General features: G+C 69.7%; 16 protein-coding genes and 2 tRNA genes. 3 read left to right on the top strand and 15 right to left on the bottom strand.

The features are described from left to right. Positions 1-99 precede the first annotated feature (99 nt). The 10 genes from rodA to ACFZB3_RS14360 form a co-directional block, all read right to left on the bottom strand. Positions 100-1,299, bottom strand: a complete 1,200-nt coding sequence (gene rodA, locus ACFZB3_RS14315) for a rod shape-determining protein RodA (RefSeq protein ID WP_391374698.1) — start codon at positions 1,297-1,299, stop codon at positions 100-102. Then, complete coding sequence (gene mrdA / locus ACFZB3_RS14320) at positions 1,296-3,551, bottom strand: penicillin-binding protein 2 (RefSeq protein WP_391374701.1); 2,256 nt, start codon at positions 3,549-3,551, stop codon at positions 1,296-1,298. Before mrdA ends, rodA begins: the two co-directional genes overlap by 4 nt. 115 nt (positions 3,552-3,666) lie before the next feature. Continuing rightward, positions 3,667-4,344: a rod shape-determining protein MreD gene (mreD, locus tag ACFZB3_RS14325; RefSeq protein ID WP_391374703.1), complete on the bottom strand. Its 678-nt coding sequence runs from the start codon at positions 4,342-4,344 to the stop codon at positions 3,667-3,669. Between the two features lie 14 nt (positions 4,345-4,358). Further along, entirely contained in the window at positions 4,359-5,312 is a 954-nt protein-coding gene (gene mreC, locus ACFZB3_RS14330; protein WP_391374705.1) for a rod shape-determining protein MreC, read from the bottom strand. 215 nt (positions 5,313-5,527) lie between these two features. Beyond that, complete coding sequence (locus ACFZB3_RS14335; protein ID WP_004001297.1) at positions 5,528-6,547, bottom strand: rod shape-determining protein; 1,020 nt, start codon at positions 6,545-6,547, stop codon at positions 5,528-5,530. 328 nt (positions 6,548-6,875) lie between these two features. Continuing rightward, positions 6,876-7,289, bottom strand: coding sequence for a nucleoside-diphosphate kinase (gene ndk / locus ACFZB3_RS14340; RefSeq protein WP_093503045.1), 414 nt, complete (start codon positions 7,287-7,289; stop codon positions 6,876-6,878). Between the two features lie 293 nt (positions 7,290-7,582). After that, on the bottom strand, positions 7,583-7,939 hold the full coding sequence (locus ACFZB3_RS14345; RefSeq protein WP_391374708.1) for a DUF4233 domain-containing protein: 357 nt from the start codon (positions 7,937-7,939) through the stop codon (positions 7,583-7,585). 2 nt (positions 7,940-7,941) lie between these two features. Further along, positions 7,942-9,471, bottom strand: a complete 1,530-nt coding sequence (locus ACFZB3_RS14350) for a glutamate ligase domain-containing protein (protein WP_391375782.1) — start codon at positions 9,469-9,471, stop codon at positions 7,942-7,944. 1 nt (position 9,472) lies between these two features. Then, positions 9,473-11,971: a SpoIIE family protein phosphatase gene (locus tag ACFZB3_RS14355; protein WP_391374711.1), complete on the bottom strand. Its 2,499-nt coding sequence runs from the start codon at positions 11,969-11,971 to the stop codon at positions 9,473-9,475. Positions 11,972-12,161: 190 nt separating this feature from the next. Further along, a complete protein-coding gene (locus tag ACFZB3_RS14360; protein ID WP_391374714.1) occupies positions 12,162-14,792 on the bottom strand; it encodes a valine--tRNA ligase in 2,631 nt (876 codons plus the stop codon). Positions 14,793-14,929: 137 nt separating this feature from the next. Between ACFZB3_RS14360 and ACFZB3_RS14365 the strand changes: the two genes are divergently transcribed. After that, positions 14,930-15,919: a hypothetical protein gene (locus tag ACFZB3_RS14365; RefSeq protein ID WP_391374718.1), complete on the top strand. Its 990-nt coding sequence runs from the start codon at positions 14,930-14,932 to the stop codon at positions 15,917-15,919. 96 nt (positions 15,920-16,015) lie between these two features. Here the strand turns inward: ACFZB3_RS14365 and clpX are convergent, their stop codons facing one another. The 5 genes from clpX to ACFZB3_RS14390 all read right to left on the bottom strand — a co-directional run bounded on the left by clpX (position 16,016) and on the right by ACFZB3_RS14390 (position 20,860). Next, complete coding sequence (gene clpX / locus ACFZB3_RS14370; protein ID WP_093503035.1) at positions 16,016-17,302, bottom strand: ATP-dependent Clp protease ATP-binding subunit ClpX; 1,287 nt, start codon at positions 17,300-17,302, stop codon at positions 16,016-16,018. 202 nt (positions 17,303-17,504) lie between these two features. Beyond that, a complete protein-coding gene (locus tag ACFZB3_RS14375) occupies positions 17,505-18,170 on the bottom strand; it encodes an ATP-dependent Clp protease proteolytic subunit (RefSeq protein ID WP_361294402.1) in 666 nt (221 codons plus the stop codon). A gap of 67 nt (positions 18,171-18,237) precedes the next feature. After that, entirely contained in the window at positions 18,238-18,846 is a 609-nt protein-coding gene (locus ACFZB3_RS14380; protein WP_391375784.1) for an ATP-dependent Clp protease proteolytic subunit, read from the bottom strand. 356 nt (positions 18,847-19,202) lie between these two features. Beyond that, a complete protein-coding gene (gene tig / locus ACFZB3_RS14385; protein ID WP_391374722.1) occupies positions 19,203-20,597 on the bottom strand; it encodes a trigger factor in 1,395 nt (464 codons plus the stop codon). A gap of 186 nt (positions 20,598-20,783) precedes the next feature. Next, positions 20,784-20,860 (bottom strand) — tRNA-Pro (locus tag ACFZB3_RS14390). Between the two features lie 186 nt (positions 20,861-21,046). Between ACFZB3_RS14390 and ACFZB3_RS14395 the strand changes: the two genes are divergently transcribed. Together ACFZB3_RS14395 and ACFZB3_RS14400 are read left to right on the top strand one after the other, a co-directional pair. After that, positions 21,047-21,117 (top strand) — tRNA-Gly (locus tag ACFZB3_RS14395). A gap of 95 nt (positions 21,118-21,212) precedes the next feature. Continuing rightward, the gene (locus ACFZB3_RS14400) at positions 21,213-21,434 is read left to right on the top strand and encodes a hypothetical protein (RefSeq protein WP_391374725.1); all 222 of its coding nucleotides are present in this window, start codon (positions 21,213-21,215) and stop codon (positions 21,432-21,434) included. Positions 21,435-21,450: the final 16 nt, after the last annotated feature.

Raw genomic sequence — 21,450 nt, forward strand, 5'->3', positions numbered from 1 at the left:
GAAGCAGGTAAATCGGAGGGAAAGGCAAAACAAGCCACAGGTGAACACATGGGGAACAATGTGTTCACCTGTACGCTTCTGCCCCGGTTCTCCGCGGTGCTAGGCCGACATCGGCCGCTGCACCCTGATCGACTGCAGCAGTCCCACGGCCACCCACACCGCGAACATCGACGATCCTCCGTACGACACGAACGGCAGCGGCAGACCGGTGACCGGCATGATGCCGAGGGTCATGCCGATGTTCTCGAACGCCTGGAACGCGAACCACGCCACGATCCCCGCCGCGACGATCGTGCCGTACAGCTCGGTCGTCTCGCGGGCGATACGGCAGGCGCGCCACAGGACGACGCCGAGGAGCACGATGATCAGGCCCGCGCCGACGAAGCCCAGCTCCTCCCCCGCGACCGTGAAGACGAAGTCGGTCTGCTGCTCGGGGACGAACTGGCCGGTGGTCTGCGAGCCGTGGAAGAGGCCCGCGCCGGTCAGGCCGCCGGAGCCGATGGCGATGCGGGCCTGGTTGGTGTTGTAGCCGACGCCGGAGGGGTCGAGGCTGGGGTTGGCGAAGGCGGCGAAGCGGGCGATCTGGTACTCGTCGAGGATGTGCAGCTGCCAGATGGCGACGCAGCCGACCACTCCGGCGGCGAGCAGGCCGAAGACCCAGCGGTTGGAGGCGCCGGAGGCGAGCAGCACGCCGAGGATGATGGTCACCATGACCAGGACCGTGCCGAGGTCGGGCATGAGCAGCACGATCAGGATCGGGACCGCGGCCAGACCCAGGGACTGCAGGACGGTGCGGTGGTCCGGGTACTTCTTGTCACCGGCGTCCACCCGCGCCGCCAGTATCATCGCCATGCCCAGAATGATCGTGATCTTCACGAACTCGGCGGGCTGCAGCGAGAACCCGCCGCCGAGGACGATCCAGTTGCGGCTGCCGTTGATGGTGGCGCCCAGCGGGGTGAGCACCGCGAGGATGCCGGCCAGCGAGAGGCCGTAGAGGATCGGTACGGCGTTGCGGAGCTGGCGGTGGCCGACCCAGATGGTGCCGATCATCAGGGCGAGCCCGATGCCCATGTTCATCAGGTGCCGGACCAGGAAGTAGTACTGGTCGCCCTGGTTGATCTCGGTGCGGTTGCGGGTCGCCGAGTAGACCAGCACCGAGCCGAGCAGGGACAGGGCGAGGGCGGCCAGCAGCATCGGCCAGTCCAGGCGGCGGGTCAGCGAGTCCCGGGCGAAGGCCCGGGTCCAGCCGGCCCGTGCCGGGCCGTATCCGGAGACGGAGAAGTTGTTGACGCCGGTCATGTGAGCATCCTCCGGCGTCCCCTCTTGCGCGGTCGCCTGCGGGTGGTGCGGTTGCCCGTGGACGGGGAGGCCGTGGTGGCGGCCGGGGTCTGCCCGTCGCCGGTGTTCTTGTCGCCCTGCTTGGAGAAGACCTCGAAGTCCTTCGCCGGGTCCTTGGACACCTTCGGGGAGTCGATCGTGCCGTCCGTGCGGACCTTCGGCAGGCCCTTCTGCGGGGTGTAGAGCAGCGCCTTGTTCTTGTCGACGGAGCCGTCGGCCGACACGCCGTACAGCGCGCTGTAGATGTTGCGGACCGCCTCACCGGAGGCACCGGAACCGGTACCGGCCTGGGAGATGGTCATGATGACCGTGTAGTCCTTGCTGTAGGTGGCCAGCCACGACGTGGTCTGCTTGCCGTAGACCTCGGCGGTACCGGTCTTGCCGTGCAGGGCGATCTTGTCCTGCGGCCAGCCGCCGAACTTCCAGGCCGCCGTACCGCGGGTGATGACGCCCGCGAAGGCCTCGTCCATGCCCTTGAGGGTGGCCTGGGTGACCGGCAGCTTGCGGACCACCTTGGGCTTGATCTCCTGGACGGTCCTGCCGTCGGCGCTGATGACCGCCTTGCCGATGGTCGGCTGGTACTCGGTGCCGCCGTTGGCCACGGCGCCGTAGATCATCGCCTCCTGTATCGGCGTGACGAGGGTGTCGCCCTGGCCGATGGAGTAGTTGATCTCGTCGCCCTCGCGCATCTTGTTGCCTTCGAGGCAGTTCTCGTACTCGATCTTCTCGACGTAGGTGCCGTCCTTCTTGCCGGACTTGCACCAGGCGTCCTTGTTGGCCTTCCAGTAGTCGATCTTCCACTGGCGGTCGGGGACCCGGCCGGTGACCTCGTTGGGCAGGTCGATGCCGGTCTCCTTGCCGAGGCCGAACTGGTGGGCGGTCTTGAAGAAGTAGTCCCTCGGCTCGCCCTTCTTCGGGTTGATGCCGCCGTCCTTCTTCCACTCGCGGTCGGCGAGGCCGTAGAAGACGGTGTCGCAGGAGACCTCCAGGGCGCGGCCCAGGGAGATGTCGCCGAAGTTCTCGCCCTCGAAGTTCTTGAAGACCTGGCCGCCCACCGAGTAGGAGCTGGTGCAGGGGTAGCCGCCGTCCCACGCGTAGCCGGCGTTGACCGCGGCGGCGGTGGAGACCACCTTGAACGTCGAACCGGGGGCCGCCTGACCCTGTATGGCCCTGTTGAGCAGCGGGTAGTCGGAGTTCTTGCCGGTGAGGGCCTGGTAGTCCTTGGCGGAGATGCCGCCGACCCAGACGTTCGGGTCGTAGGTGGGAGCCGAGGCCATGGCGACGATCCGGCCGGTCTTGGCCTCCATCACGATGACGGCGCCGGAGTCGGCCTTGTAGTTCTCGTGGGTGATGCTGTCGTACTGCTGGCGGGCGGCCTTCATCGCCGTGTCCAGCTCGTACTCGGCGACCCGCTGGACGCGGGAGTCGATGCTGGTGACCAGGTTGGAACCGGGCTCGGCGGCGTCGGACTTGGCCTTGCCGATGACGCGGCCGAGGTTGTCGACCTCGTAGCGGGTGACGCCGGCCTTGCCGCGCAGTTCCTTGTCGTACTCGCGCTCCAGCCCCGAGCGGCCGACCTGGTCGGAGCGCAGGTACGGGGAGGAGGTGTCCTTGGCCTGCTGGATCTCGTCGTCGGTGACCGGGGAGAGGTAGCCGAGGACCTGGGCGGTGTTGGACTTGCCGGGGCTCGCGTAGCGGCGGACGGCCTCGGGCTCGGCGGTGATGCCGGGGAAGTCCTCGGAGCGCTCGCGGATCTGCAGGGCCTGCTTGGCGGTGGCCTCGTCGGTGATCGGGATCGGCTGGTACGGCGAGCCGTTCCAGCAGGGCTGGGGGGTCTTGGCGTCGCAGAGGCGGACCTTCTGCATGACCTCCTCGGGCTTCATCCCGAGGACGCCCGCGAGCTTGGTCAGGACCGCCTTGCCGTCGTCCTTCTGCTTGAGCAGGTCGGTGCGGGAGGCGGAGACCACCAGCCGGGTCTCGTTGTCCGCGAGGGGGACTCCGCGGGCGTCCAGGATCGAACCGCGCACGGCGGGGTCGACGACCTGCTGGACGTGGTTGCCGGAGGCCTCCTTCTGGTACTCGGAGCCCTCCCGGATCTGCAGGTACCACAGGCGGCCGCCGAGGGTGCCGAGCAGGGAGAGGACAAGGATCTGGATGACGACGAGACGGATCTGGACCCGTGGGGTCCGACCGGTCTCGGGAATGTTGGTCACTGGGCTGTCTCCCCCTCTCCCGGCACAAATGCGCGTGCGCGTACGAATGATGAACGATCGACCTGTGAGACCGCGTTCCGCCCCCGTGCACCCGTTCGGGTGAACTCCCCCGCCTTCACAGCCGCTTGACCCCCTTGATGCGGCCGACGCGGACGTTGCGGGTGCGGGCCCTGGCCTTGAGGCCGCCGAGGCCGCCGCGCTGGCCGCCGATGCGCATCCCGGTGCCGGAGGAGATCCAGCCGGAGGAGATGTCGCCGGCCTTGCCGCCGGAGTTGGCCTCGGTGAGCGGGTCGTTGTCGGCGCGGCGGGCCAGCGCCATGACGCCGGGGACCACGAAGGGGGCGAGCAGCAGGTCGTACAGGGCGGCCGTGATCAGCAGGCTGGTCATGCCGACGTGCCGGGCGGCGGTGTCGCCGACGAGGGCGCCGACGCCGGCGTACAGCAGGGTGGAGCCGACGGCGGCGGCGACCACGACGAGCATCGGGCCGGTCGCGGACTTCAGGCGGCCGTTCTCCGGCTTGATGAGGCCGGCGAAGTAGCCGACGACGCAGAGCACCAGGGCGTAGCGGCCGGCCGCGTGGTCGGCGGGCGGGGCGAGGTCGGCGAGGAGTCCGGCGCCGAAGCCGACGAGGGCGCCGCCCACATGGCCGTAGACCATGGCGAGGCCGAGGACGGTGAGCAGCATGAGGTCGGGGACGGCGCCGGGCAGGTGGAGGCGGGCGAGGACGCTCACCTGGATCACCAGGGCGACGACGACCAGGGCGGAGGAGAGCAGGATCCTGTTGACGCGCATGGGGGATTCAGCTCCTACTGCTGCTGGCCGGTGGTGTCGGTGCCGTTCGCGCTCGCGTCCGCGGACGGGGTGACCGTGACGGTCACCGTCGGGGTCGGGGTCGGCCTGGGCTTGGCCGGGAGCACCTCGTCGCGCGGGTCCCTCTTCGGCGCCTGGACGACCACGCCGACGATGTCGAGCTTGGTGAAGGAGACGAACGGCGTGACGTACAGGGTGCGGGTGAGGCCGCCGTTGGACGGGTCGACGCTGGTGACCGTGCCGACCGGGACCCCGGGCACGAACGGCTTGTCGCCCTGGGAGCCGAAGGTGACGAGCCGGTCGCCCTTCTTCACCTCGGCCTTGCTGTCGAGGAGTTCGACGCGCAGCGGGCGGTCGCCCTGGCCGGAGGCGAAGCCGAGTTCGTCGCTGCCCTCCATGCGGGTGCCGACGGTGAAGTCGGGGTCGTTGGCGAGCAGCACGGTGGAGGCGTCCGGGCCGACCGTGGTCACGCGGCCGACCAGGCCGTTGCCGTTGAGGACGGTCATGTCCCGCTTGATGCCGTCGTTGTAGCCGACGTCGATGGTGACGGTCCAGGAGAAGCCCTGCGCCGACCCTATGGCGATGACCTGGGCGCCCTTGATGCCGTACTGGCCCTCGGCGGCGACGTTGAGCATCTTCTCCAGCTGGTTCAGGCGGCTGCGGTTGCGGTCGTCGCTGCCGAGCTTCGCCTTGAGCGTCGCGTTCTGCTTCTCCAGCCGGGCCAGCCGGTCGTGCCGTCCGCCGGAGTCACGGACGGCGGAGACGGCGTTTCCGACCGGGTCCACCACCGTCGACATGCCGTTCTCGATCGGGCCGAAGACCGCGGCCGCGGCCTGCCGGGCGCCGTCCACCGGGGAGTTCCTGCCACCTCGGATGTCCACCGTGATCAGCGCGAACGCGATGGCGATCAGCAGCACCAGGAGCAGCCGGCTCTCTTTCGTGTCCCTCACGTGCGGCGGCCGTGCCTTCCTCAATAGGAACTTGCGGAACTTGATTTCGGGAGTTCGTCAAGCATGTGGGGCATATGGAGCATGTGGGGCATGTGGGGGGGGTGCGGAGGTTTGCGGGAGGGGGGAGAACTCGCTCGGTGCGAGCCTATGCCTCCATATCAACGATCCGCCGCACGAGAGGAGATCATCTCGTACGGCGGAATCGAAGAGTTACGTCATCTGCGCGGCTGGGCGTCCAGGACCTGCTGGAGCGCCTCGAACTCCTCGACGCACTTGCCGGAACCGAGCGCCACGCTGTCCAGCGGGTCCTCGGCGATGTGGATCGGCATGCCGGTCTCCCGGCGCAGCCGCTCGTCCAGACCGCGCAGCAGGGCTCCGCCGCCGGTCAGAACGATTCCCCTGTCCATGATGTCGCCGGACAGCTCCGGCGGGCACTTGTCGAGCGTGGTCTTGACGGCGTCGACGATCGCGTTGACCGGTTCCTCGATCGCCTTGCGGACCTCGGCGGCCGAGATGACGACGGTCTTGGGCAGGCCGGACACCAGGTCCCGGCCGCGGATCTCGGTGTGCTCGTCGGAGTCGAGGTCGTACGCCGAACCGATGGTGATCTTGATCTGCTCGGCCGTCCGCTCACCGAGGAGGAGCGAGTACTCCTTCTTGATGTGCTGGATGATCGCGTTGTCCAGCTCGTCGCCCGCGACGCGGATGGACTGGGCGGTGACGATGCCGCCGAGCGAGATGACCGCGACCTCCGTGGTGCCGCCGCCGATGTCCACCACCATGTTGCCCGTGGCCTCGTGGACCGGCAGGCCGGAGCCGATGGCGGCCGCCATGGGCTCCTCGATGATGTGCACCTGGCGGGCACCGGCCTGCGACGACGCCTCGATGACGGCACGGCGCTCGACACCGGTGATGCCGGAGGGCACGCACACGACCACCCGCGGCCGCGCGAGGTACCGCCGCTTGTGGATCTTCAGGATGAAGTAGCGGAGCATCCGCTCGGTGATCTCGAAGTCGGCGATCACGCCGTCCTTCAGCGGACGCACGGCGACGATGTTTCCGGGCGTGCGCCCGATCATCTTCTTCGCCTCTGCGCCGACCGCAAGAATTCCACCGGTGTTCGTGTTGATCGCGACAACGGACGGCTCGTTGAGTACGATCCCGCGACCCCTGACGTACACCAGCGTGTTGGCGGTCCCGAGGTCGACAGCCATGTCACGGCCGATGAACGACATTGAGTTCCCCATCAGGATTCGTCTGGCCTTCCCGGGAGCTTTTGAGGGCATTTCAGGTCGGCGAAGTGGGTGCTGTGACGTGAAGGCTTCCATCGTAGACGCGCCTGCACGAACACTGCGCGAGGGTCTTCGCCATTGTCAGCACGTGTACGGCCGCCTCGCTTGTGGAGACGGTCCGACGGGGCCACTCGTTCCCCCGATCGGCACGCATATGCCGAGGGACGGCCGAAATCGTTCGGCCGTCCCAGATCACGCAGCTCAATGGGCTGACGCCCCGTCAGGAACTTCCACGAAAACTCCGTACGGGCCCTTTGCGGAACCCTGACGGCTATGCGCGGCCGGGGAAGAAGATCTTGACCTCGCGCTCGGCGGACTCCTCCGAGTCGGACGCGTGGATCAGGTTCTCGCGGACGATCACGCCGAAGTCGCCGCGGATGGAGCCGGGCGCCGCGGCGATCGGGTCGGTGGGGCCGGCCAGGGCGCGGATGCCCTCGATGACCCGCTCGCCCTCGACGATCAGGGCGACGGACGGGCCGGCGGACATGAACTCGACCAGCGGCTCGTAGAACGGCTTGCCGACGTGCTCCGCGTAGTGCTGCTCCAGCGTGGCCCGCTCCAGGGTGCGCAGCTCCAGCGCGGTGATCTGCCAGCCGGCCTTGCGCTCGATGCGGCTGATGATCTCGCCGGTCAGGCCCCGACGGACGGCGTCGGGCTTGAGCAGGACGAGGGTGCGCTGGGTCACGGGTGAGCTCCTTCGGTACTGGCCGGGTGCGGTGAGGAGAGGCTACAGGGCCGGTCTGAGCGCCTGTTACACAGTGTGCAGGTCGGCTTGGTGCGGCCGGCTTCGGGGGCTGCCGCCCCCGGACCCCCGCATCGGCCTGAACGGCCTCGTCCTCAAACGCCGGACGGGCTGGGTTGTGGTACCGGCCGCCGGCCTTCGCGTGCACACACCCGACAAGCCGAGATGTGGTACCGGCCGGCCTTGGCCTCCACACACCCGACGAGCCGAGTTGCGATCCCGGCCGGCCTTCGTCGTCACGCGCCCGACGGGCTGTCCTGGGTGGTCTGGGCTGCGAAGCGGGCCTTCGCCTCGTCGATCTTCTTCCCGTAGTGCACCGAGGCCCACCACAGGCCCGCGAAGACCGCGCCCAGGAAGTACATCGTCGGGACGAAGACGCCGGACGCTACCAGGGCGATCTGCAGGGCCCAGCCGAGGGCCACGCCGCCGGGGCGGGTGATCACGCCGCACAGGGCCACGCACAGGAACATGGCGATGCCGCTGACCAGCCAGACCGTGGCGGTGGACAGGTCGGCGTCCTTCATGGCGACCAGGGCGGCGAAGCCGATGACGAAGAACTCGCCGATCAGGGTGGAGGAACAGAGCGTGCGCATGGTCAGGCCCTCCCGAGGAGCAGTCGGGCCTCGCCGACGGTGATGACGGAACCGGTGACCAGCACGCCGCCGCCGGTGAACTCGCCCTCCTCCTCGGCCAGCGTGATCGCGGCCTCCAGGGCGTCGGGCAGCCTCGGCTCGACCTGGACGCGGTCCTCGCCGAACACCTCGACGGCGACCGCGGCCAGCTCGTCCGCGTCCATCGCGCGGTGGCTGGAGTTCTGGGTGATCACGACCTCGGCGAAGATCGGCTCGAAGGCCTCCAGGAGCCCCCGGACGTTCTTGTCGCCGCTGGCGCCGACCACGCCGATCAGTCGGCTGAAGTCGAAGGCCTCGCCGACGGCCTCGGCGGTGGCGCGGGCCCCGGCGGGGTTGTGGGCGGCGTCGAGGACGACGGTGGGCGAGCGCCGTACGACTTCCAGGCGGCCCGGGGAGGAGACCGCCGCGAAGGCCTTGCGGACCGTGTCGATGTCGAGGGGCTCGGGGCGCTGGGCACCGACGCCGAAGAACGCCTCCACCGCCGCCAGGGCGACGGCCGCGTTGTGGGCCTGGTAGGGGCCGTGCAGGGGGAGGTAGACCTCGTCGTACTCGCCGCCGAGGCCGCGCAGGGTGAGCAGCTGGCCGCCGACGGCGACCTGGCGGGCGACGACGCCGAACTCCAGGCCCTCGCGGGCGACGGTGGCGTCCACCTCGACGGCCTTCTTGAGGAGCACCTGCGCCGCGTCGACCGGCTGCTGGGCCAGGATGACCGTCGCGTCCGGCTTGATGATGCCGGACTTCTCACCGGCGATCTCCGCGGTGGTCCCGCCGAGCCGGTCGGTGTGGTCGAGGTCGATGGGGGTGACGACGGCGACGTCCCCGTCGATGACGTTGGTGGCGTCCCAGGAGCCGCCCATGCCGACCTCGACGACGGCGACGTCCACGGGGGCGTCCGCGAAGGCCGCGTACGCCATGGCGGTGAGCACCTCGAAGAAGGAGAGCCGGTACTCCTGCTGCGCGTCGACCATCTCGACGTAGGGCTTGATGTCGTTGTACGTCTCGATGAACCGCTCGGCGGAGATCGGGGCGCCGTCGAGGCTGATGCGCTCGGTGATCGACTGCACGTGCGGGCTGGTGTAGCGGCCGGTACGCAGTTCGAAGGCGCCGAGCAGGGCCTCGACCATGCGGGCGGTGGAGGTCTTGCCGTTGGTGCCGGTGATGTGGATCGAGGGGTACGACCGCTGGGGCTCGCCCAGGACGTCCATGAGGGCGGCGATCCTGGTGACCGACGGCTCCAGCTTGGTCTCGCCCCAGCGGGTGGCGAGCTCCGTCTCCACCTCCCGCAGGGCCCGGTCCACCTCGGGGTCCTCGGGGCGGCCCGGGACGTCGGCCTGCTGCGGGCCGCCCCGGGTACGCAGGGTCCGGCTGCCGGCCTCGATCGCCGCGAGGTCGGGGTCACGGTCCGTCTCGGCCGCGACGATCTCGTCGAAGCCGTCCTCGGAGCCGTCCTCGAAGTCGCCGTCGAAGCTCTCATGGGGGTCGCGCGGAGGCAGATCACTCACGGCACCAGTCTACGGAGCCTTCCGGACGGGTGGACGCGTCGGTCGCCGGAAGCGGCTGCTCGCACCAGATCGTCTTGCCTGCGGAGGTCTGCCTGGTCCCCCACCGCTGGGTGAGCTGGGCCACCAGCAGCAGGCCCCGGCCGCCCTCGTCGAAGACCCGGGCCCGCCGCAGGTGCGGGGCGGTGCTGCTGGCGTCGGAGACCTCGCAGATCAGCATCCGGGTGTCGCGGATGAGCCGCAGCTGGATCGGGGGGCTGCCGTAGCGGACGGCGTTCGTGACGAGTTCGCTGACCACCAGTTCGGTGGTGAAGGCCAGCTCGTCCAGCTTCCAGGCGGCGAGCTGGTCGGTGGCCAGGGTCCGGGCCCCCGCCACCTGCCCGGGGTCCGCGGGGATCTCCCAGGCGGCCACCTGGTCGCGGGGCAGGGCGCGGGTGCGGGCCAGCAGCAGGGTGACGTCGTCGGCGGGTTCGCCGCTGCGCAGCGCGGCCACCACCCGGTCGCAGGACTCCTCCAGCGGCTCCCCCTCCCCGGCGGAGGCGAGCGCGCGGCGCAGCCGGTCGAGACCGTGGCCCATGTCGAGGTGGCGGGAGTGCACAAGGCCGTTGCTGAACAGGGCGAGGGTGGAGCCCGCGGTGAGTTCCAGGTCGGTGGTCTCGAACGGCAGCCCGCCGAGCCCGAGCGGCGGGCCGGCCTGGCCGGGGGCCGGCTCCACCGCCCCCTGGGGAGTGATCACGAAGGGCAGCGGATGGCCCGCGCTGGCCAGCGAGCAGTGCCGTGAGATCGGGTCGTAGACGGCGTACAGGCAGGTCGAACCCACCTCTCCGGCCTGCTCCCCGGCGCCGTCGTCGAGGTGCAGGACCAGGTCGTCGAGGTGGGTGAGGAGTTCGTCGGGGGGCAGGTCGACGTCCGCGAGGGTGCGGACCGCCGTGCGCAGCCGGCCCATGGTGGCGGAGGCCTGGATGCCGTGGCCGACGACGTCCCCGACGACCAGGGCCACCCGGGTGCCCGACAGCGGGATCACGTCGATCCAGTCGCCGCCGACGCCGGCCCGGGTGCCGGTGGGGAGGTAGCGGTAGGCGAAGTCGACGCTCGGGCAGTCGGGCAGGCCGTGCGGGAGCACGCTGCGCTGGAGCGCCAGCGCGGTCTCGCGCTCCCGGGTGTAGCGGCGCGCGTTGTCGATCGCGGTCGCGGACCGCGCGGCGAGTTCCTCGGCGTCGGACAGGTCGTCCTTCTCGAACGGCGGGGAGTCCCGGGTGCGCCAGAAGACGATCACCCCCATCAGGACGCCCTGTGCCGACAACGGCGCGGTGATCAGCGAGCGCATGCCGTAGTCCAGGAGCTCCTCGGTGCGCCGCGCGTCGGGAAACCGCGCTCTGCGGGTGACCCGCAGGTCGGCCATGAGGGCCGGGGCGGCCGCGGTGTGGCGGGTGGCGCCGGGCGGCGGGTCCACGGCGATCAGGGCACCGGTGGGGTCCAGCGGGGAGTCGTCGCGGACGCCGCCCCGGGCGACGCGCCGCAGGACGTTCTCGGCGGCCGTCGGCTCCCCGCCGCGCAGGACGGACTCCTCCAGGTCGACGGTGACGAAGTCGGCGAAGCCGGGCACGGCCACCCGCACCAGTTCGTCGGCGGTCCGCCCCACGTCCAGGGTGTTGCCGACGGCGGTACCGGCGTCGTAGAGCAGCCGCAGCCGCCGGTGGCTCTTCTCCAGCGAGCCCGCCATGGTGTTGAACGCCGTCTCCAGCTGCCCGATCTCGCGGCGTCCGGAGGGCGGCACCCGGGCGCCCATGTCCCCGGCGGCGAGCCGGGTCGCGAAGCCGGCCATCCTGCGCACCGGCCAGACGATCACCCGGGTCACGTAGGCGCCGTAGGCGACGATCAGGAGGACCGCCGCGCCGACGCCGACGGACGCGGCGATCGTCAGCGTGCGCATCCGGGCCTCCAGCGCGTTCTCACGCCGGTCGATCGAGGTGCGCTCGGTGTCGACGTAGCGGGAGAACCGGTCCCGGAGTCCGTCGAGCCGCTGCTTGCCCTCCAGCGTCCGCGCCGTGCTGCTCGCGTCGGGATCGCCGCGCCGGGCCTCGGCCACGAGCGGGACCGAGTAGTCGTCGATGAAGGACTGGCCGGACCGCTGGATCTGCTGGGCCAGCCGGCGCTGGGCGGGGGACGTGCTGAGGTCCACGAGCCGCTGCGCCTGCCCGGGGAACGCGGTCCTGGCGGCCTGCCAGGGTTCGAGGAAGGCGTCCTTGCGGGTGATGACGTAGCTGCGCTGACCGCTCTCCATGTCGAAGACGGCCCCCTGGACCACACCGACCTGGGTCAGGGCCGGCCGGCCGCTGCGCGCGGAGAGCAGGGAGTGCTCGGCGTCCCCGATCGCGAGGACCAGCATCAGGAAGACGAGGCCCATGACCACGGCGAGCAGGCCGCCCGCACCGGCCGTCAGGGGGACCAGGCCCCGGTGCGGAGGCGTCCTCGTTCGGCCCCTGCGCTGCATGTGGGCGTTCCCTCCGCCGCATGGCACCAAAACGGAACATTGGGGTCATGTTCCTACTTTTGGATTGTAGGGCGGTGGCCGGGTGGCGCTGTTCGGCCCGCAAACGCGCGCAGGCGCCCGGCAGCCCTGCGGGAAGGGCTGCCGGACGCCTGTACGGACTCCTCGGCCGGGGCCTTGCGGGGGCCTCCGGTCACGCCTCCGGAAGGCGGTCCAGCTGGGTGCGGATGCGGGCGATGTCCTCGTCGGCCTTGGCGAGCCGGGTGCGGATCTTCCCGACCACGTCGTCCGGGGCCTTCGCCAGGAACGCCTCGTTGCCGAGCTTGCCGGTGGCCTGGGCCTTCTCCTTCTCGGCGGCCGCGAGGTCCTTCGCGAGGCGCTTGCGCTCGGCGGCGACGTCGATGGTGCCGGAGAGGTCGAGGGCGACCGTGGCACCGGCCACCGGGAGGGTCGCGGTCGCCGCGAAGGCGTCGCCCTCCGGCTGCAGGCGGAGCAGCTGGCGGATGGCGGCCTCGTGCGGGGCGAGGGCCGTGCCGTCCAGCGTCAGGCGGGCCGGGACCCGCTGGCCGGGCTGCAGGCCCTGGTCGGCGCGGAAGCGGCGGACCTCGGTGATGACGGACTGGAGGGCCTCGATCTCCCGCTCCGCCGCCTCGTCGCGGAAGCCGCTGTCGGCCGGCCAGTCGGCGATCACGACGGACTCGCCGCCGGTCAGCGTCGTCCACAGGGTGTCCGTGACGAACGGGACGACCGGGTGGAGGAGCTTCAGGGTGACGTCGAGGACCTCGCCGAGGACGCGCTGGGAGACCTCGGCGCCCCGGCCGCCCGCCTGGAACGTCGTCTTGGACAGCTCGACGTACCAGTCGAAGACCTCGTCCCACGCGAAGTGGAAGAGGGCGTCGGACAGCTTCGCGAACTGGAAGTCGTCGTAGAACGCGTCGACTTCGGCGACCGTCTCGTTGAGGCGGGAGAGGATCCAGCGGTCCGTCGCCGACATCTCGGCCGGGTCCGGCAGCGGGCCCTCGACCGTCGCGCCGTTCATCAGGGCGAAGCGGGTGGCGTTCCAGATCTTGTTGGCGAAGTTCCGGGACGCCTGGACCCACTCCTCGCCGATCGGGACGTCGGTGCCGGGGTTGGCGCCGCGGGCCAGGGTGAAGCGGACGGCGTCGGAGCCGTACTTGTCCATCCAGTCCAGCGGGTCGACGACGTTGCCGAAGGACTTCGACATCTTCTTGCCGCGCTCGTCGCGGACCAGGCCGGTCAGCGCGATGGTGCGGAAGGGGACCTCGCCGTCCATGGCGTACAGGCCGAACATCATCATCCGGGCGACCCAGAAGAAGATGATGTCGTGGCCGGTGAGCAGGACGTCGGTCGGGTAGAACTTCCGCAGGTCCGCGGTCTGTTCGGGCCAGCCGAGGGTGGAGAACGGCCACAGGCCGGAGGAGAACCAGGTGTCGAGGACGTCGGTGTCCTGCTGCCAGCCCTCCGCCTCGGTGCCGGGCGGCTCCTCGTCGGGGCCGACGCAGACGACCTGGCCCTCGGGGCCGTACCAGACGGGGATGCGGTGGCCCCACCACAGCTGGCGCGAGATGCACCAGTCGTGCATGTTGTCGACCCAGTCGAAGTACCGCTTCGACATGTCCTCGGGGTGGATCTTCACCCGGCCGTCGCGGACCGCGTCACCGGCGGCCTTGGCGAGCGGGCCGACCTTGACCCACCACTGCATGGACAGCCGCGGCTCGATGGTGGTCTTGCAGCGCGAGCAGTGGCCGACGCTGTGGACGTACGGCCGCTTCTCGGCGACGATCCGGCCCTGCGAGCGCAGCGCGGCGACGATGGCGGAGCGCGCCTCGAAGCGGTCGAGTCCCTCGAAGGGGCCGTGGACGGTGATGACGGCCCGCTCGTCCATGACGGTGATGGACTCCAGGCCGTGGCGCTGGCCGATCGCGAAGTCGTTCGGGTCGTGGGCCGGGGTGACCTTGACCGCACCCGTGCCGAACTCGGGGTCGACGTGCGTGTCCGCGACGACCGGGATGCTGCGGTCGGTGAGCGGCAGCTTGATCCGCCTGCCGATCAGGTGCCGGTACCGCTCGTCGTCGGGGTGGACCGCGACGGCCGTGTCGCCGAGCATCGTCTCCGCACGCGTGGTGGCGACGACGACGGTCTCGTCGCCCTCGCCGTACTTGATGGAGACCAGCTCGCCGTCGTCCTCCTGGTACTCCACCTCGATGTCCGAGATGGCCGTCAGACAGCGCGGGCACCAGTTGATGATGCGCTCGGCGCGGTAGATCAGCTCGTCGTCGTAGAGCTTCTTGAAGATGGTCTGGACGGCCTTGGAGAGTCCCTCGTCCATGGTGAAGCGCTCGCGGTCCCAGTCGACGCCGTCGCCGAGCCGGCGCATCTGGCCGAGGATCTTGCCGCCGTATTCTTCCTTCCACTGCCAGACCCGCTCGACGAACTCCTCGCGGCCCAGGTCGTGGCGGGACTTGCCCTCCTCGGCGAGCTGCTGTTCGACCTTGTTCTGGGTAGCGATGCCGGCGTGGTCCATGCCGGGCAGCCACAGCGACTCGAAGCCCTGCATGCGCTTGCGGCGGGTCAGCGCGTCCATCAGCGTGTGCTGGAAGGCGTGGCCCAGGTGCAGGGAGCCGGTGACGTTGGGCGGCGGGATGACGATGGTGTACGCGGGCTTGTCGCTCTTGGCGTCGGCCGCGAAGTAACCGCGCTCTACCCAGCGCTCGTACAGCGGCCCCTCTACGTCGGCCGGCGCGTACTGGGTCGGCAGTTCGGTGCTGGGCGCTGTGGGCTGCTGCTGAGCATTCTCGGTCACGGGGCTCAGTTTAGAGGTGTCTCAGGGCTGTCCCGAAACGCGTTTGTTCCGTAACGGTGGGCACCCCCACGCCATGAGTCCCCTGTGACTGCGCCAAGATGTCAGGAACACATAAGCATCTGGAGGGGAACCCAGAGATGAGCTACAACCAGCCGGGCCCGTACGGCGGGCCGCCGCCGCAGCAGCCGGGACCGTACGGGCAGCAGCCGGGTCCGTACGGCCAGCCGCCGCAGGCGCCCCAGCCCGGCTACGGCTACCCGCAGCAGGCTCCCCCGCAGCCGGGGCCCTACGGGCAGCAGCCGCAGCCCCCGCAGCCGGGCTACGGCTACCCGCCCCAGGGCGTTCCCCCGCAGGACAACCCGTACGGCCAGCAGCAGCCGCCCTACGGCCAGCCTCCGTACGGCCAGCAGCCCTACGGCGTTCCGCAGCCGCCGGCTCCGGGCGGTGGCAGGAAGAAGACGGGGCTGGTCATCGGGGCGGTGGCGGTGGTGGCCGCGGTCGCGGTGGGCGCGTACTTCGTGCTCGCCGGGCACGGCAGCAGCGGCGGCATCACGGACGACGGCGCGCACAAGCTGACGACGCCCGCGACGGTCATCAACGGGACGTACAAGAAGTCGGACGGCTCCGGCTCCTCGGACGGGCTGACCGACTCGGACATCTCGGACTTCGAGAAGATGGGCGTGAAGAACCCGAAGGCGGTCAGCGCCGGGTACGCGAACGGCTCGGGTCTGACGACGAAGAGCCTGTCGTTCGCCGGGGTGTACGGGACGATCGACGACCCGGAGGCCGTCGTCGACGCCATGTTCGCCAAGGTCAAGTCCGAGTCCGAGAAGAGCGGTTCGTCGGACAAGAGCAAGCTGGTCGGCAGCCCCGAGAAGGCCAGCCCGGCGGGCTTCGCCAACGGCGTCATGAAGTGCCAGCTGGTACAGATCGACAACAGTTCCGGCGCCTCCGCGGGCGAGCCGAAGACCCTCAAGACGCCCATGTGCATCTGGGGTGACCACAGCACCGTCGCCATCGTCACGGCGTTCAGCTTCGCCAATCTGGCCGGGAGCGACTCCACCCTGATCGCCGGCAACGCGGACATCGCGGCCAAGCTGCGGAACGAGGTCCGCGTCAAGCTCTGACGACGTCCGCGCCACGCTCCGGCGGACCCCCGTACGACGAACGGCGGAAGGGGCCCCGGTCGACCGGGGCCCCTTCCGCCGTTCGTCGTACGGGGGTTACGCCGACTTCTGCTCGCCCGCGCCCCGGCCGCGCGCGTCGCGCGGGATCAGGGTCGGGTTGACGTTGGAGTGGACGACGTCGGCCGTGATGACCACGCGGGCCACGTCCTTGCGGGACGGCACCTCGTACATCACCGACATGAGGACTTCCTCCATGATGGCGCGCAGGCCGCGGGCGCCGGTCTGCCGGAGGATGGCCTGGTCGGCGATGGCCTCCAGGGCCTCGCGCTCGAAGTCCAGCTCCACGCCGTCGAGTTCGAAGAGGCGCTGGTACTGCTTGACGAGCGCGTTGCGCGGCTCGATGAGGATCTGGAGCAGGGCCTCGCGGTCCAGGTTGTGGACCGAGGTGATGACCGGGAGGCGGCCGATGAACTCCGGGATCATGCCGAACTTGACCAGGTCCTCGGGCATGACGTCCTCGAACTGGTCCTTGGACTGCAGCTCGCGCTTGGAGCGGATGGTCGCGCCGAAGCCGATGCCCTTGGCGCCCGCCCGGGACTCGATGATCTTCTCCAGGCCGGCGAACGCACCGCCCACGATGAACAGCACGTTCGTCGTGTCGATCTGGATGAACTCCTGGTGCGGGTGCTTGCGGCCGCCCTGCGGCGGGACCGAGGCCGTGGTGCCCTCCAGGATCTTCAGCAGGGCCTGCTGCACGCCCTCGCCGGAGACGTCCCGCGTGATCGACGGATTTTCACTCTTCCGCGCGACCTTGTCGATCTCGTCGATGTAGATGATCCCGGTCTCGGCCTTCTTGACGTCGTAGTCCGCGGCCTGGATCAGCTTGAGGAGGATGTTCTCCACGTCCTCGCCCACGTAGCCGGCCTCCGTCAGCGCGGTGGCGTCGGCGATCGCGAACGGCACGTTCAGCATGCGGGCCAGGGTCTGCGCGAGGAGCGTCTTGCCGGAGCCGGTGGGGCCCAGCAGGAGGATGTTGGACTTCGCCAACTCGATGGCGTCGTCGCGGCCTTGGGCGCCGCCGTTCTCCCCTGCCTGGACGCGCTTGTAGTGGTTGTACACCGCGACCGAGAGGGCCTTCTTGGCGGGCTCCTGGCCCACCACGTAGCCCTCCAGGAACTCGTAGATCTCGCGGGGCTTCGGGAGTTCCTCCCAGCGCACCTCGCTCGTCTCGGCGAGTTCCTCCTCGATGATCTCGTTGCAGAGATCGATGCACTCGTCGCAGATGTACACACCGGGCCCTGCGATGAGCTTCTTGACCTGCTTCTGGCTCTTGCCGCAGAACGAGCACTTGAGCAGATCGCCGCCGTCACCGATGCGTGCCACGGTGTGCTTCCCCTTCGCCTGGGAGACGCCTGGACTCTCTCGAATCCAGCGGCTCCTGGTGCTGCCTTATGTCGACGGTACCTTGCCGGGCCCCCCGTACGGGCCCCCCTTGGCACGGTTCACTTTGACGTGCACCCTGCGGTGCGCGCGGTCAAACCGTGCCAAGGGCGGCAGAGAATACATTCTCTGTCAGCGGCCTCTGTCAGCGGACGTCCGCGTTGTTCATCTTCCGGGTGGAGATGATCTGGTCCACGATGCCGTAGTCCAGCGCCTCCTCGGCCGTGAGGATCTTGTCGCGCTCGATGTCCTCGCGGACCTGCTCGATCGGCCGGTTGGAGTGCTTGGCCAGCATGTTCTCCAGCTGGTCGCGCATCCGCGTGAACTCGTTGGCGATGATCTCCAGGTCGGAGAGCTGGCCGCGGCCGGTGGAGCCGGCCGGCTGGTGGATCAGCACACGGGAGTTCGGCAGCGCCATGCGCTTGCCGGGGGTGCCGGCGGCCAGCAGGATGGCCGCGGCGGAGGCCGCCTGGCCCATGCAGACCGTCTGGATGTCGGGCTTCACGAACTGCATCGTGTCGTAGATCGCCGTGAGGGCGGTCATGTCGCCGCCCGGGCTGTTGATGTAGATCGAGATGTCCCGGTCGGGGTCCATCGACTCCAGGCACAGCAGCTGCGCCATGACGTCGTTGGCGGAGGCGTCGTCGATCTGGACGCCGAGGAAGATCACGCGCTCCTCGAAGAGCTTCGCGTACGGGTCGTACTCGCGGATGCCCTGGGAGGTGCGCTCGACGAAGCGCGGGATGACGTAGCGGGCGTCGGGCCGGGGCCCGTCGTAGCGGGCGTCAGCGGCGCCGGGGATGTTGCTCATGAGGGTGTTCACCGTCCTGGTGGCGTTCGGGGGGCTGGAGTCTCGGCGGAGCGCGGCCTGGCCGGGCTCAGACGGCGCCGGTGCCGCCGCCTCCCGGAACACCGGAGGCATGCGTGATGATCCCGTCGATAAGACCGTACTCCTTGGCCTCTTCCGGGGTGAACCAGCGGTCGCGGTCGCCGTCGCGGACGATCGTCTCGACGGACTGGCCGGAGTGCAGGGCCGTCAGCTCGGACATGGTCTTCTTGGTGCGCAGCAGGTACTGGGCCTGGATCTTGATGTCCGAGACCGTACCGCCCAGGCCCGCGGAGCCCTGGTGCATCATGATGTCGGTGTGCGGCAGCGCGAAGCGCTTGCCCGCGGTACCGCCGGTGAGCAGGAACTGGCCCATCGAGGCCGCCATGCCCATCGCGATGGTCACCACGTCGTTCGGGATGAACTGCATGGTGTCGTAGATCGCCATGCCGGCCGTCACCGAGCCGCCGGGGCTGTTGATGTAGAGGAAGATGTCCTTGTTGGGCTCGGCCGCGAGCAGCAGCAGCTGCGCGGTGATCTTGTTCGCGATGTCGTCGTCCACCTGCTGGCCCAGGAAGATGATCCGCTCGCCGAGCAGCCGGTTGTAGACCTGGTCGCCGAGGCCGCCACCGATGGAAGGCTCGCCGGCGGCGGAGGGCATCAGATTCGTCACGTATCCACCTGCTCGTCAGTACGACGGCGCCGGGCCGTCTCACGTTTCCGTAGCCGGGGGCTTGGCTGCCCTCGTACTCATGGACCCTAACGCGATGGTCCCTTCGGGGAATCCCGGTAACAGGGCTGTTCGCCGGGGGCGTAGTGGCTACGCCGCCGGGCCGACGGCCACGCGCCGTGGTTGTGGGGGTGTGTGGGCGCGTGGTGGTTGCTCGCGCGGTTCCCCGCGCCCCCGAGCGGCGGCTGCGCCGCCATCGGGGGCGCGCTGCAGCCCGGGAGGACGACAAAGGGGCCCCCGGGACAGTGCCCAGGAGCCCCTGTGCGCCGTTACGGGCGCCGTAGGGCTCAGCCCTCGGTCTTCTCCTCGGCGGGGGCGTCGGCGGCCTCGGCGGCGGCCTCAGGGGCCTCCGCGCCGGTCTCGTCCTCGTCCTCGTCGTCCAGGTCGACGATCTCGCCGTTGGTGTCCTTCACCGTGGCGGCCTCGACCACGACGGCCAGGGCCTTGCCGCGGGCGACCTCGCCGACCAGGAGCGGGACCTGGCCGCCCTCGACGACGGCCTGGGCGAACTGGTCGGGGGACATGCCGGAGGAGGCCGCGCGCCGCATGAGGTGCTCGGTGAGCTCCTCCTGGTTGACGTTGAGCTTCTCGACCTTGACCAGCTCGTCGAGGACGAACTGGGTCTTGATGCCCTTGACCGCGGCCTCGCGGGTCTCGGTCTCGAACTCCTCCTCGGTCTTGCCCTGGATCTCCAGGTACTTCGCGAGGTCGAGGCCCATCTGGCCGAGCTGGTGGTGCTCCAGGTTGTGCTTGCGGGTGTTGATCTCGTCTTCGAGCAGCTTCTCGGGGACGGGCACCTCGACGAGCTCCAGGAGCTTCTCCAGGACGCGCTCCTGGGCCTGGGTGGCCTGGTCGTACGTCTTCATGTTGGCCAGCCGCTTGCGGCTGTCCTCCTTGAGCTCGTCCAGGGTGTCGAACTCGGAGGCGAGCTGTGCGAACTCGTCGTCCAGCTCGGGCAGTTCGCGGGCGGCGACCTGGGTGACCTTGACGGTGACCTCGGCCTCGCGGCCGGCCGCGGAGCCGCCCTTGAGCTCGGAGGCGAAGGTGGCCTCGCCACCGGCCTCCAGGCCCTTCACGGCGTCGTCGATGCCGTCGAGGAGCTCGCCGGAGCCGATGGTGTACGAGACACCGCTGGCGATGCCGTCCTCCAGGACCTCGCCGTCGACCTTGGCCTCCAGGTCGATGGTGACGACGTCGCCGTCCTCGGCGGCGCGCTCCACCGGGGAGGTGGAGGCGAAGCGCTCGCGGAGCTGCTCGACGGACTTCTCGATGTCGTCGTCGGTCACCTCGACGGCGTCGACCTCGACCTCGATGCCGGAGTAGTCCGGGATCTCCAGGGCCGGGCGGACGTCGACCTCGGCGGTGAAGTTCAGCGTCTCGCCGTCCTTCAGCTCGGTGATGTCGACGTCGGGCTGGCCCAGCGGGTTCAGCTCGGCCTCGTTGACCGCTTCGGTGTAGAACTTCGGAAGCGCGTCGTTGACCGCCTCCTCCAGGACCGCACCGCGGCCGAACCGCTGGTCGATGACGCGGGCCGGGATCTTGCCCTTGCGGAAGCCCTTCACCGTGACCTGCTGGTTGATCTTCTTGTACGCCGCGTCGAGGCTGTCCTTGAGCTCCTCGAAGGGCACCTCGACAGTGAGCCGAACCCGGGTCGGGTTCAGGGTCTCCACGGCGCTCTTCACGGTTCGGTCTCCTTGTGGCTGACTTCTCGGGTTCTGCCGGTGCCAGAGGGGCCCGGCGGAGTTTCGCCGCCCGGAGGAGTTCGTAGGCCGCCGTGCGGGGGCCGGGACACGCGGGCGCGCAGCTTGCATAGTAACCGCAGCGGCTCAGGGCCCCAAAAGGCGATCAAGACGGACGCCGTCAGGTGGTGGTCGGGGTGGCGGGATTTGAACCCACGGCCTTCCGCTCCCAAAGCGGACGCGCTACCAAGCTGCGCCACACCCCGTATCGGTGCGACACGTAGGGTACATGCCCGGGCCGCCTGCGTCGGCCGCTTTGTTCACCCGCATCGGCGCCGGATCCTCGTCGCGTCCCGGCCGCATCCCCGCAGACCAATCGCGTTGGCCTACGCGGCGGACGACCCGCTACGATGCCTTCTGTGCCGCGGTCACCGACCTGCGGCGCGTGTTGTGCGGGCGTAGCTCAATGGTAGAGCTTCAGTCTTCCAAACTGACTACGCGGGTTCGATTCCCGTCGCCCGCTCCGCATGGCTCAGGCCCAGGTCACCGGATAGATTCACCGGTGACCTGGGCCTGAGTCGTTGCCCGGGCCGGATCGGCAGGTAAGGAGAGGCCGTCGTGGCCATGGGAGCGGCGGGGTTGCCCGGCAGGGAGTGGATGGTCAAGGACGCCAAGGGTCGTAAGTACAGCTACGACTCGGAGGAAGAGGCGTTCCGGGAACTCCCCGAGCACGGCGAGGGCGCCACCGTGTGGACCCGCGAGGTCTACCGGGTCCTGTTCGTCACGAGGTCGGCCGAGGGCTGGAAGCAGGTCCCCGTGTCCCGCGGACAGCGCGAATAGCACGTCTGTCCCGGAC

It is taken from the genome of Streptomyces sp. NPDC008092 (genome assembly GCF_042957285.1).
In the GTDB taxonomy this organism is placed as follows: Bacteria; Actinomycetota; Actinomycetes; order Streptomycetales; family Streptomycetaceae; genus Streptomyces.

Excerpts from the sequence above, each read along its gene's own strand:
- rodA (WP_391374698.1), bottom strand. The coding sequence starts at position 1,299 with ATGACCGGCGTCAACAACTTCTCCGTCTCCGGATACGGCCCGGCACGG.
- mreD (WP_391374703.1), bottom strand. The coding sequence starts at position 4,344 with ATGCGCGTCAACAGGATCCTGCTCTCCTCCGCCCTGGTCGTCGTCGCC.
- ACFZB3_RS14335 (WP_004001297.1), bottom strand. The coding sequence starts at position 6,547 with ATGTCGTTCATCGGCCGTGACATGGCTGTCGACCTCGGGACCGCCAAC.
- ACFZB3_RS14345 (WP_391374708.1), bottom strand. The coding sequence starts at position 7,939 with ATGCGCACGCTCTGTTCCTCCACCCTGATCGGCGAGTTCTTCGTCATC.
- ACFZB3_RS14355 (WP_391374711.1), bottom strand. The coding sequence starts at position 11,971 with ATGCAGCGCAGGGGCCGAACGAGGACGCCTCCGCACCGGGGCCTGGTC.
- ACFZB3_RS14365 (WP_391374718.1), top strand. The coding sequence starts at position 14,930 with ATGAGCTACAACCAGCCGGGCCCGTACGGCGGGCCGCCGCCGCAGCAG.
- ACFZB3_RS14375 (WP_361294402.1), bottom strand. The coding sequence starts at position 18,170 with ATGAGCAACATCCCCGGCGCCGCTGACGCCCGCTACGACGGGCCCCGG.
- ACFZB3_RS14380 (WP_391375784.1), bottom strand. The coding sequence starts at position 18,846 with ATGCCCTCCGCCGCCGGCGAGCCTTCCATCGGTGGCGGCCTCGGCGAC.